We start from the raw sequence: 11,362 nt of genomic DNA on the forward strand, positions 1-11,362 counted from the left end.
GTTGTAGGCGATTCTCTCGCGGTATGGTCGTGCATGAAGTTCGATGAAAAAACTCGCCAGCTTGCTGGCGCGACCTAACAAAATATGCGCTGGCGGCGTTCGCAGGGCGATCCACGAAATCGTTCTGTGCGCGGCCGATTCAACGGCGCTCCGATTCGACGGAGAAACAGCTTGCGGGCGATCAGGCTTCCGGCGTTCTCGGTGGCGGGCAGCTTCGGCGCGAGTGCGGCGACGTGGGTCCTGCTACAGCAGTTCGCCGTGCGTGGACTTGTAGCGATCAAATTTCTTGCGATTGGCCGGATGCTCGGGCCGGCGGCAATTGGTAGCGTGAGCGTGGCCCTGCTCGCGGTGGCGATTGCCGAAGCGCTGTCCGATACCGGCCTCGCGCAAGCGGTCATTCAAGGCGAACATCCGCCTTCGCGCTCGCAGCTCGGCGCGGTGTGGACCACATTGACGGCGCGAGGCGTGCTCATCTCGCTGCTGCTGGTCGCGCTCGCCCCATTGCTGAGCAGCCAGTTCCATCTCGACGGCTCGCTGATCCTGATCCAGCTCGCCGCGCTGCTGCCGTTGCTGCGCGGTCTGGCGTCGCCGGCTTATTACGTGGTGCAGCGCGAGCGGCGCTTCCAGCACATCGCGGGCGTGGAAGTGGCGGCGTCGTTCGTCGATTGCGCGGTCGGACTCGCACTTGCGTATTTCGGCGCCGGTGCATCCTCGGTACTGATCGGCCTCGTGGCCGGCGAAAGCCTGAAAAGCACGCTCACCTGGGCGACCATGAAACCGCGTCCGCCGATCCGCGCCGTGTGGTCGGGCATCGGCCACTATGTCGGGTTCAGCCGCTGGATCTGGGCCAGCAGCGTCATCAATCTGCTGCTCAATCAGTTCGACAAGGTCGTGGTCGGCAAGCTGCTCGGGCCGGCCCAACTGGGCAGCTATCAGATGTCGTCGCGGCTCGCGCAGATGCTGCTCGCCGACGCCGCGATCGCCATGTCGCAATACCTCTTTCCGACCTTCGCGGCGCATCATCGCCGCAGTCCGCAGTCGGCGGCGCGCATCATCAAGATCTATCTGCTGGCGATCGCGCTCGGGCTCGCGGCTTTCGTCGCGCTGCTGAGGCTGATCGCCGAGCCGCTCTTCTCGCTGATTCTCGGCGCCGCATGGCTGCCGGCGGTGCCGCTCTTCAGGATTCTCGTGATCAACATGGCGATCGGCGCGTTGATCGCCGTGCTGGTGGCCTATCTGCGCGCGGTGGGCGACGCGAAGGCGACCGTGCATGCATCGGCGATTCAGGTGGTGGTGCTGTTGTTGAGCGCGCCACCCGCCGTGCACTATTGGGGCGTGACAGGCATTGCGTGGTCCATGACGCTCGGCCTCGGCTGCGCTGCGGCATGGATGCTATTCCGAACGTTGACGGCAAGGACGCCGTGATGCGCGTCTTTCATCTGGTTCTTGCGCCGCGTCTGTCAGGAGCTGAAGTTCTGGCCAGAGACCTTGCGCTCGATCAGTGCGCCGAGGGCATGGCGGTGTGCGTGGCTTCGCTGTTGCCGGCGCACGCCGATTTCGCGCCTTTGCAAAACGAGTTGGAAAGCCACGGCGTGGAGTGCTTCTTTCCCGAGCGGCGTCATCGTTCGTTCATCAAGCTGTGCCATCTGTTCGGCGCGGTGCGGCGTTTTCATCCGGATGTGATCTTCGCCCACGCGACCATTCCGTCGTTCTATGCGCGCGCGTTGCCGCTGCGCGTGCCGGTGGTCTATGTCATGCATTCGGCGACCAACGACTTCGAGCGTCCGCTGTTCAGGCGCATCGAACATGTCCTGTCGGGACGCGCCCGGATGGTGATCGGCGTGTCGGAGCAGGGCGTGACGGACTACGTGCAGGCTATCGGGGCGCATCCTTCGATGACCGTGGTGCCGAACGGCGTGGATCTCGCACGCTTCGCGTTCACCGACGGCGTGGAACGCGACGGCCGCGCGCCGCAGGTGGTGCAGATCGGCCGTTACGCGGCGGTGAAGAATCAGTTGCTGACGGTGCGGGCTTTCAGCGAAGTGCTCAAGTACGAGAAAGACGCGCGGCTCGTGTTGTACGGCGTGATCGAAGACCCCGACTACTGGCGCGATGTCATCGCGCTGGCGAAGACGCTGGGCATCGCGGAGCGTGTCGCGGTGGCGGGCCCGCGCACGGATGTCGCCACCGTGCTGTCGGAATCGAACGTGTTCGTCATGCCGTCGCAATCCGAAGCGCACAGCGTGGCGTTTCTCGAGGCACTCGCTTCCGGCGTGCCGATCGTCGCGAGCAAGATCCCGGCCTTCGCTTTCGCGAGCGGATTTCCGGGCGTCCAGTTGGTCGATACCGGCAACGTGCAGTGCTACGCCGAGGCGGTGATCGTTGCGCTAGGGCAGGCACGGGCGCAACGCTCGCTGGCCGGCTTGACGCTCAGGGATACCGCTGACCGCTATCGCGCGATCGCGCGGCAGGTGAGTCTCGCCGTGTCGGCCCGCTAGGGCGCGCGTGGCGCGCCTCGTCCTGCTCCTGTTCAAGCATGGCCCGTTGGGCGCTGGGATCAGTGATGATTGCTCACGTCACGTATATCGGGCGCGGGTTCGGGCGCGGGCTCCACGGGCGGCGGAATCTGCAGTTCCGTTTCGCGTTGCGCGAGTGTGACGAGACGCTGCGCCTCCTTGCTGCTCGCATCGATCCGCAGCGCGGTGCCGGCGTTGTGCGAGACGCAGGCCCATCGCGCGATATATCCGCAGCCTCGCGCGAGGCTCAGTAGCGCGTCGCGCTGCTGTTCGCGTGTGTTCAGCGTGGAGCGCATGTTCAACGCGTCGCGATTGTTCGGTTGCACGGCGATGATCGCCGCGAGGCGCGCTCTGGTCGCCGACAGATTGTTCTGCTGCAGATTGGCCCGTGCGGCTTTGAGATGCCGCGACATATCGGCGCGTGGTTGCTCCGGCGCGTTGCCTGATTGTCCGCCCGGATTGCGCTTCGCCTCGGGTCCAACGGATGCGACGCGGCGCGAAAGCGGCGGTGCAGTGTCCGCTGGCGGAATTGGCGGCGAACGCAGGGGCGCGGGCCGCACGGCGGCGATGGTCGTGGTGGTCGTGGCGCGCTGTGCGGAGGCGGTGACCGCAGGCTTTTGTGTGGCCGCGGACGGCGCAATAACGGGCTTCTGGGCGACGACGGTGGCCGGTTTCTGGGTGGCGGCAGCGGCGGGTTTCTGAACGGCGACGGCGGCAGGCTTCTGAACGGCGACAATCGCGGGCTTTTGCGGGGCGGCAGGCGCGGGCCGCTGCGCGACGGTGGCCGCCGGCTTCTGCGGAACGACGAGCGGCGCGACATTTTGCGTCTTCACCTTGCCTGACACCGCGATTGGCGTGCCGACATTCGAGTCGTTGCTATGGATGAAACCCAGGTACACCGCCGAGGTCACCACCAGCGCCGACGCGCCCAGCACGAGGGGTTGGCGCAGTCGCTGATAGGCTGAGACGGCGACCTCGGGCTCCTCGACGAACTCGTAGGGATTGACCAGTGCGCGCGAGGACGGATTCCAGATCCTGCGTGCCGGCAGACGGCTGTCGACGAGCGGCTGCGAGTCGTCCAGTGGACTGCTGAGCGGGACTTTGAGCGAGGCAGGCGGCGCCGGACGCACGCCGAACGAATCGGCCGGACGCCGATGGCACGAAGGACAAGGCGTGAAGCGGCCGGGTAGCGGGACACCGCAGTGCCCGCATCGGAAGGGATCGTGCTGATCGGAAGTCAAGTCGCTAAGCATCGCCGTGTCGCAAAGGGGCGTCGAATGCCGGCGCCACAATCAGAAAAACAAGGCACCGTAACGAGGCATGCAAGCAGGGTTACTGTGCGACTACGTAACCCCGCGCTTGCATGCACGCGCCATACGCGGCCCAGTACTGTGTCATTGGCGGTTCGGGCGCCGGCAGCGGCGGCAGCTTCACGCTGGATGCCGCAGCCGTCTGCGCCGCGCTCGCAGCCGCCATTTCCGAGGCGCTGTTGTCCGCAGTCGTCGCCGATGCCGCCGTGGCGGCCGTAGTCGTGGTGCCCGCGGAAGTCGCGCTCGCCGCCATGGGTGCAGATGCACCCTTCGCCGTGGCCGCCGTGGCCGCCGTGGCCGCCGTGGTTGCTGCAGGCGCACTCGCGCCAGGCTCGGCGGCGGCCGGCATGCTCGCGCCGAACGGCGCGGACGCGAAGGTGCTGGACGGCAACGGCGGCCGCGACGGCGCGCCGGTCGAAGAAGTCTTGGTGGCAGCCGGCTTGCGCGGTGGAATCTGCGATTCGTGAACGATGTTGACCTTGGTCTGTTTGTTCGCGGCCGCGTAGCACAGCGCGGTATCGACGCTGCGCTGATAAGGGCTTTGACTTCGGATTGGATAAGTGAGCGGCTGCCATGCGAAAGCAGCACTGCTAAACACCAGGAGCGTCAATACGGTATATGTTTTGATTTGCATCGCAGTCTCTCCCGCAGCGATGTTTCGCCTCTCGTAGGCAATGGCGCTTCGCGATGTGTTCTATGCCTGCTAATTTTGCCGCTGGACGGCGGCTCACTACCGCGAAGGCTGCTTTACCGAGCGTAACACCGTGTATTGTCAACGCAATACACTGGCATAGCGCGCGAAACCGCCATCCTGCAGTCGAAACAAGACAGATCGACGTGAAATGGCGGAAAACGTAGGGAGTATCCCCAGGCATCGCGGCCGTGCCGGGAGCGATTGGGCAGCCGCGCCGCCATGGATGATGAGGAGTCGGACATGAGGCAATGGAAGTACTGCTATCGAATACTTTTAGCGGTGACATCCACATTGTCGTTATCGGTGGCGTGGCCGCTATCGGTCGTGGCGAACGAGCAAACCGCGAACGACAATGCGCAAACCGCGGGTCAGCGAGCATATTTCGCGCAGACATACTGCGGGATCTCGCCCGGGCGCATCGGCGCGTATAAGGAGCGCTTGCGCAAGGTGCTGCACGACGCCAGCAATTTCGATCTGCGATGGCAGACCGGCTGGCGCCGCGGCGAGAAGGACGGCATTCAGATGAACGCCCTGCGGTTGAACGATCCGCAGGAATTCGCGGCGCGAACGAAGGCTGACTGCGAGCGGCTCAAGTGGATGGCGCAGAACGCCGTGCGGGTTCGTCCGCAGAAGTGAAACGGTTAACTGGCGCTTGCGGAGAAATGCAGAGACGTTGCGCGGCATCGTGAGCTGGACAGTGCACGGACAAGGATAGCGGACAGTCTGCCGTGCCACATAAATCCAGCATCGGTTGGCAAGAACAGATGTGCCCCTGGGAAGGGGCACGGAAGAATCGCTTGCAGATCGGGCGGATTACGGAACCGGCGGGAAGTGCCGCTTGCCGGTGTGCATCCGCAAGCGCCGGAAGCGCTCTTTCTTGTGCTCTTCGTCGAAGTGCGCAAGAGACGGTTTGATCAGATCGCTGCGCGACACGATGCCGATCAGTTGCAACGTGGTGGAATCCGCAACCACGGGCAAACGTTCGAGACCGTGCACCGCAAGCCGCGTGGCGACGAGGCGGCAGGTTTCACCGGGCAGCGCGAAAGTGGGCGAACGGTGCCGCAATATATCGGCGAGTCGCGAGTCGAGCGTATTGTGCGTCTCGTCGTCGCGGATTGCCTCCAGCACCGCGCGATCGACGACGCCCACCAGCGCGCCTTGGCGCACCACCGGATAAGCGCGATGTGTCTGCGTCGCGCCGAAGTACGTTGCCAGCGCTTCTGCCACGGACATGTCGCCATCGATCGTCTTGACCGTGCGCGACATCACCTCGTCGACATGGTGCCGTTCGAGTGGATCGACACCGTATTCCCGGTAGATGTGATACCCGCGCCGGGCGATTTTCTCGGTCATGATGGAACGCTTCATGACGACCGTTGCGAACCCGTGCGCGATCAGTGTCGCGGCCAGCAGCGGCAGCAGGGCGTTGCTGTCGTGCGTCAGACCGAAGGCGAACACGATGGCGGTCAACGGCGCGCCCAACGTGGCGCCGAGCGTGGCCGCCATGCAGACGAGCGGCCACAGTGCGGGTTCGCCGCCGGGCAGCACGTGCCCGAGCAGGACGCCGAGTCCGGCGCCCAACATGAGCAACGGAGCGAGCACGCCACCCGAGGTGCCCGAGCCGAGCGCGACGACCCAGATGACAGCCTTTACGATGAGGATTGCCAGCGCGATCTGGATGGCAATGTGCTGATGCAACAGATCGCCGATCACGTCGTAACCGACGCCCAGCGCACGCGGCTCAAGAAAGCCGCCAATGCCGACGACGAGTCCGCCGAGCGCGGGCCACCACATCCAGTGAATCGGCAGCTTGCCGAACAGGTCCTCGACTTTATAAAGCGCGGCCGACAAGCCCGAGGCAAGCGCGCCGGACAGCAAGCCGGCGACGACGCAGGACAGCAGCGACAGCGCGCCGGGCGGCGCGGTTTCGAGCGGAAACAGCGGGCCCGTGCCGAAGAATGCCGCGCGCGCAAAACCCGCGACGGCGCATGCCAGCGCGACCGGCAGGAAACTGCGCGGACGCCATTCGAACAGCAGCAGTTCGACTGCCAGCAGCACGGCCGCCACGGGCGTGCCGAAGACCGCCGTCATGCCCGCCGCCGCGCCGGCCACCAGCAGCGTCTTGCGTTCCGCGGCGGTGACCTTCACGCACTGAGCGATCAGCGAGCCCAGTGCGCCGCCCGTCATGATGATCGGGCCTTCCGCGCCGAACGGCCCACCGCTGCCGATCACGATGCCGGACGACAACGGTTTGAGAATCGCCACCTTCGGCGACATGCGGCTCTTGCCGAACAGAATGGCTTCAATCGCTTCGGGAATGCCGTGACCGCGAATCTTCTCCGAACCGTAGCGCGCCATCAGACCGACGATCAGGCCGCCGATCACAGGGATGACCACTACCCAGACACCCAACGTATTGACGGCAGGCGAGCGGTCCGCAAACGAAAACTGCTGGAAGAAAAACAGATTGGTGAACAGATGAATCAGGCTCAGCAGCACGAACGCCGCGAGCGTGCTGAGCGCGCCGATTCCGGCGGCGAGTGCGGAAATGCCGGGAAGCCGCGCGTTGACGGAAAAATCGCGCTTATGGGTATCGAAACTCATGGCGACTCAAATATCGATCTGGGGCACGTTAAACGCGCCTTTGAGCGATTTCAGCTCGGCGCGATGCATCTCGGCGAGACGGGCGAGCACCTGCTCACCGGCCTTCAGCAGATGAACCTCGACCTGGCGGCGATCCGTCTCGCTGACTTTCCTGCGGACCAGATCGAGCGCCTCGCAGCGGGACACCAGCGCGACTACGCCGTGATGCTGCGCCTGCAGCCGTTCCGCAAGCTCGCCGACGGTCGCCCAATCGCGCTCCGGATAACCCTTGATATGCAGAAGCAGCAGATACTGCAACGGCGTGATGCCCTCGCCCTGAGCGGCCTGCTCGGAAAAACGCTCGAAGCGCCGCATCTGATAACGAAACTCTGACAGTTGCTCGAAGTTCGCCTTGGTCAAGCCGCGCGTGAGTGTTTTCATTGGCGTGCCGTGGAGGAAGGGGTAAAGCGCGGATTATATCATGACGTGATATGTATGTCCGTGCTTGATCCCGGTGTGAACGACGAAGGCTATGCCGCGGTTCGCTGCCTGGCGTAAGCCTGGCGATACAGTCCCGCGATGAGATCGGCCTGCGTGATCATGCCGGCAAGCCGCTGTTGCGAGTCCAGAACCGGGATGTGGTGGTGCCCGTAGTTCGCAAACACCGGCACCAATTCGACGATCGGGGTGGTTCCTTCGACGGTCTGAACGTCCACGTTCATGAGTGCGCCAACGAGCGGCGCCGGAGTGACGCTGCGCCTGAACCAGCGTTTCATGGGAGAGGTTTGGCCGGGCGCTTTGCCGAATGCCCGTTTGTCCACAAGGTCGGCACGGGTCACGATGCCGATCACATGCTGCTTCTCGTCGGTGACCGGCAGTGCCTTGATATGGCGCTGTTTCAGCAGGCTCCATGCGGCGGAAGCACGCGTGGTTGCCGACACGGCGACGAGCGACCGCGACATGATGTCCGCGCAGGTCAGTTCATTGAACGTGCGGGCATAGGCCTGCAACTGCACGTCGCGCAGCAGGGATTCCAGATCGTCCGTATCGATATCGAGCAATTCGCCGCGCCGGTTCAGCACCGCTTCGAGGTCTGCGCGCGTGAAACCTTCGCTCGACGCCGAGGCCGATGCTCCCGCGCCTTTGAGCGAGCTCGCCTGGGCGACGTGGGGGTATCGATGCCCGGTAGCGGCGTGGTAGACGATGGCAGCGCATAGCAGCGTCACCGACTGGATCGCAATCGGCTCGGCCACGAAGCGATAGCCCAGCGCGTGCACCGCTGGACCGCCGAGAACCGCGGTCAGCGCAACGGCGCCCGACGGCGGGTGGACACAACGCAGCGCAAACATCGCACAAATCGCCAGCGCAACGGCCAAAGCGGCTGCGCCCACCGGATCGCCGATCCAGCTCGCACAGGCCACGCCGACCGTAGCGGAGACGATATTGCCGCCGATAATCGACCACGGTTGCGCGAGCGGACTTGCGGGAACCGCGAACAGCAGCACGGCCGAAGCGCCCATTGGTGCGACCAGCAATGGAATATTTGCCGCCGGTCCGAGAAGGACGTGCATGGTCCCGCCGGTGAACGCGATGCCGAGCAATGCGCCGACACACGATCTCAGGCGTTCCGGCCACCGGACGGCCATGGGATGCGGGGCGAAGCTGGCGAGCCAGCGGATGAGAGCGTAGCGGGACAAGGTTCGAATAGAAGAAAGAAGGCGATGCCGCGTTAGAGGAGGCCACACATTAAGGCCAAATCCTCGGGAAACGAAAGACTGCATCGTCATGATTATATTTCATTGTGATATAAAACTTCGTTCCGGGCTGCGGCAGCGCAGCAGACGTGCGGGCGGGCACGGGTCCGGGCTGGTCCGCGGGATGTTCCGCAGTTACGGCGCGCTTCCTGGCGTCAAGTCGGGTGTTTGCCGAACTCGCGGTGCAACGTCGCCAGCCACTGCGCGGACCTGCGTGCGTTGGGTCAGCCACGAGGCAAGAACCGAAGTCATGCCGCCGATAGCGGCGCCGACAAGTGCAGCCAGGGCAGAGATAACCGAAGCGTTCATGGACCATTCTCACGTTGTCATTCAGCTATCCATAATAATGCCGAGGTGTGTAATTTTGGAGTCGCCAGTCCGCAAAGGGAACGCGATGACGACCGCGTGGAAGCGATGCGTAACACCGCGCCGGCGAGCGTTCGTATCAACGGTCAGCTTTGGACCATGACCACGTGCGCCTGGATCTTACCGTCGACCGGCCCCGTGCCGAAGCGCTCGGCAATCGCAGTGGCGCATGCTGACGTCGCGTCATCCACGGCGCCGCCGGAGCGCGCCTCGATCTCACTGCGCAAAGGCGTGCCCTGACAAAGGCCGACGGCCGGCACAAGCGCAGATGCCGCACGGCTGCGCGCCGCAATGGTCTCGAAACGTGGAGCCGCGCTGAAGCCCGCATTCACGAGGTCGCGTGAAATGATCGCCGGGTCGAAATAACCGTACGGCGTGCGCGCCAAGAAAAGTGGAGGATCCGCCGGGAAGAGACCGGCGAGGGTTGCCGTGACGGTATTGGCAAACTCGTTTTCTTCAATGCGATCCCAGACGTTGAACAACAGCGCACCGTCGCGACGAAGTACGCGCCGAGCTTCGGCGAACGCATGCGCTTTGTCCGGAAAAAACATGGCCCCAAACTGGCAGACGACGACGTCGAAACTCGCGTCGTCGAACGGCAGGCGGGTCGCGTCTGCCTGTTGCCACCTCACTGGTCTCGAAGTGCCGATTGCGGCGGCGCGATCGAGCATCGGCTGATTCAGGTCGGTTGCAACTAGTTCGACATGCATGGGTAATGCATGCGCCATCGGGCGAGTCACTACGCCCGTGCCGGCCGCGGTCTCGAGCACGCGTGATGGCTGACGCCGGTCGACCCGGTTCGCCAGATCCGCGGCGTAGGGTTCGAAGAGCATCGGAACAAGGTGGCTCTCATAGAGCTCGGCGATCGAGCCGGTGAAGCGAGTATCGGTACCGAAGCTGTTCATACGCCTCCCTGCTGCTTTTCAGGCAATGTTAGGCGCAGCGGGGCGAATAGAACAGCCGTCTTGCCGGGTCTTCTTTGGCGGCAGCTTCGACGTACGCTTCGAGCGCCCATTGGTCGCGACACGGTGCGGCCACCGGGCATCCAGCGCGTTAGAATCAACCGGGATGAAGACACAGTACGGCGTGCCAACGTCGAAGCTCACCAACGATGCCGACGTTTCCGGAATCAGTCTTCGACACACTACGCTCGCAGCCAGCGATGGCGAACCATTGACGACCATGGCCGAATCCAATCCACCACTCACCTCGTCTGCGCCGCCGGCCGACACCGAACCGTTGCAGGATCCGGCGCTGCTGCGTCGCCTGCTGCGCGCCAAAGACCGAATGGACGCCGCTTCGCACGAGGCTTGGCCCGTCGATCGGCTGGCTACGGTCAGTGGCGTTTCCGAGGCCCATTTCGCGCGTTCCTTCAAGCGGGCTTTCGGCATCCCGCCACATCGCTACCTGTTGACGCGGCGCATCGAGCAAGCCAATACGCTGCTGCGCGACACGGCGCTCAGCATCACGGAAATCGCCTTCGCCACGGGCTGGGAGAGCCTGGGGACCTTTGGCCGCGTCTTCCGCGACATCAACGGTCGGAGCCCCAGCGCCATGCGCCGGGAGGCGCAGGCCGCCGTGCGGCAACTCGACCGCGTACCCGCCTGCGTTCTCAAGGCCGCCCAGCGTCCCGATCTCACCATCGCAGTTTTGGAGAAGCGGCGCCGCGAGGCCAAAGGTACATTGCCCACATCAACCAAGGAGGTCTCATGAACCAGGGTATCAGTGTGGTGGGCTTGTACGTCGACGATCAGGACGAAGCGCTCAAGTTCTATGTCGACAAACTCGGATTCCGCGTCCATACGGACGTGGCCAACGGCGCCTACCGGTGGCTAACGGTGCAGCATCCGGATCAGCCTTCTTTCCAGCTCGGGCTGTTCAGACCCGGTCCGCCCGTCCATGACGACGCCACCGCGCAGACCCTGCGTGCGATGGTCGCGAAGGGCGCCATGCCGCCACTCGTCCTGCTGGTGTCCGATTGCCGCGCGAGCTACGCTCATCTGAAGGCAAGTGGCGTGGAATTCACCCAGGAGCCGGTGGACCGTTTTGGCAGCGTCGATGCAGGTTTTCGCGACCCCGCCGGTAACGGTTGGAAGATGATTCAGGAGCCGCGAAGCGGGACGTGAATAGCCACTCCCG

General features: G+C 64.2%; 11 protein-coding genes. 5 read left to right on the top strand and 6 right to left on the bottom strand.

What is annotated here, in order from left to right; genetic code table 11:
- Positions 1 to 171 precede the first annotated feature (171 nt).
- Together BPHYT_RS04055 and BPHYT_RS04060 are read left to right on the top strand one after the other, a co-directional pair.
- Positions 172 to 1,425: an oligosaccharide flippase family protein gene (locus BPHYT_RS04055; protein WP_041758268.1), complete on the top strand. Its 1,254-nt coding sequence runs from the start codon at positions 172 to 174 to the stop codon at positions 1,423 to 1,425.
- Positions 1,425 to 2,498: a glycosyltransferase gene (locus BPHYT_RS04060; RefSeq protein WP_012431890.1), complete on the top strand. Its 1,074-nt coding sequence runs from the start codon at positions 1,425 to 1,427 to the stop codon at positions 2,496 to 2,498. Before BPHYT_RS04055 ends, BPHYT_RS04060 begins: the two co-directional genes overlap by 1 nt.
- Before the next feature lie 59 nt (positions 2,499 to 2,557).
- Here the strand turns inward: BPHYT_RS04060 and BPHYT_RS04065 are convergent, their stop codons facing one another.
- Positions 2,558 to 3,769 (bottom strand): hypothetical protein, encoded by a 1,212-nt coding sequence (locus BPHYT_RS04065; RefSeq protein WP_012431891.1) that lies wholly within the window; start codon positions 3,767 to 3,769, stop codon positions 2,558 to 2,560.
- Between the two features lie 79 nt (positions 3,770 to 3,848).
- Positions 3,849 to 4,460, bottom strand: coding sequence for a hypothetical protein (locus BPHYT_RS39035; protein WP_083772032.1), 612 nt, complete (start codon positions 4,458 to 4,460; stop codon positions 3,849 to 3,851).
- 498 nt (positions 4,461 to 4,958) lie between these two features.
- Here BPHYT_RS39035 and BPHYT_RS39040 point away from each other — a divergent pair, with 498 nt between their 5' ends.
- Positions 4,959 to 5,156 carry a hypothetical protein gene (locus BPHYT_RS39040; RefSeq protein WP_238535621.1) on the top strand — a complete coding sequence of 66 codons (198 nt, stop codon included), beginning with the start codon at positions 4,959 to 4,961 and terminating at the stop codon, positions 5,154 to 5,156.
- 177 nt (positions 5,157 to 5,333) lie between these two features.
- Here the strand turns inward: BPHYT_RS39040 and BPHYT_RS04080 are convergent, their stop codons facing one another.
- The 4 genes from BPHYT_RS04080 to BPHYT_RS04095 all read right to left on the bottom strand — a co-directional run bounded on the left by BPHYT_RS04080 (position 5,334) and on the right by BPHYT_RS04095 (position 10,128).
- The gene (locus BPHYT_RS04080) at positions 5,334 to 7,124 is read right to left on the bottom strand and encodes a chloride channel protein (RefSeq protein ID WP_012431894.1); all 1,791 of its coding nucleotides are present in this window, start codon (positions 7,122 to 7,124) and stop codon (positions 5,334 to 5,336) included.
- Positions 7,125 to 7,130: 6 nt separating this feature from the next.
- On the bottom strand, positions 7,131 to 7,544 hold the full coding sequence (locus BPHYT_RS04085) for a MarR family winged helix-turn-helix transcriptional regulator (protein ID WP_012431895.1): 414 nt from the start codon (positions 7,542 to 7,544) through the stop codon (positions 7,131 to 7,133).
- 89 nt (positions 7,545 to 7,633) lie between these two features.
- The gene (locus BPHYT_RS04090; protein WP_012431896.1) at positions 7,634 to 8,800 is read right to left on the bottom strand and encodes an HPP family protein; all 1,167 of its coding nucleotides are present in this window, start codon (positions 8,798 to 8,800) and stop codon (positions 7,634 to 7,636) included.
- 509 nt (positions 8,801 to 9,309) lie between these two features.
- On the bottom strand, positions 9,310 to 10,128 hold the full coding sequence (locus tag BPHYT_RS04095) for a class I SAM-dependent methyltransferase (protein ID WP_012431897.1): 819 nt from the start codon (positions 10,126 to 10,128) through the stop codon (positions 9,310 to 9,312).
- A 277-nt stretch (positions 10,129 to 10,405) separates the two neighbouring features.
- Between BPHYT_RS04095 and BPHYT_RS04100 the strand changes: the two genes are divergently transcribed.
- Positions 10,406 to 10,936 carry a helix-turn-helix domain-containing protein gene (locus BPHYT_RS04100; RefSeq protein WP_012431898.1) on the top strand — a complete coding sequence of 177 codons (531 nt, stop codon included), beginning with the start codon at positions 10,406 to 10,408 and terminating at the stop codon, positions 10,934 to 10,936.
- Positions 10,933 to 11,349: a VOC family protein gene (locus BPHYT_RS04105; protein ID WP_012431899.1), complete on the top strand. Its 417-nt coding sequence runs from the start codon at positions 10,933 to 10,935 to the stop codon at positions 11,347 to 11,349. Before BPHYT_RS04100 ends, BPHYT_RS04105 begins: the two co-directional genes overlap by 4 nt.
- The last annotated feature ends 13 nt before the right edge of the window (positions 11,350 to 11,362 follow it).

The sequence above is a fragment of the Paraburkholderia phytofirmans PsJN genome (assembly GCF_000020125.1).
GTDB lineage: Bacteria > Pseudomonadota > Gammaproteobacteria > Burkholderiales > Burkholderiaceae > Paraburkholderia > Paraburkholderia phytofirmans.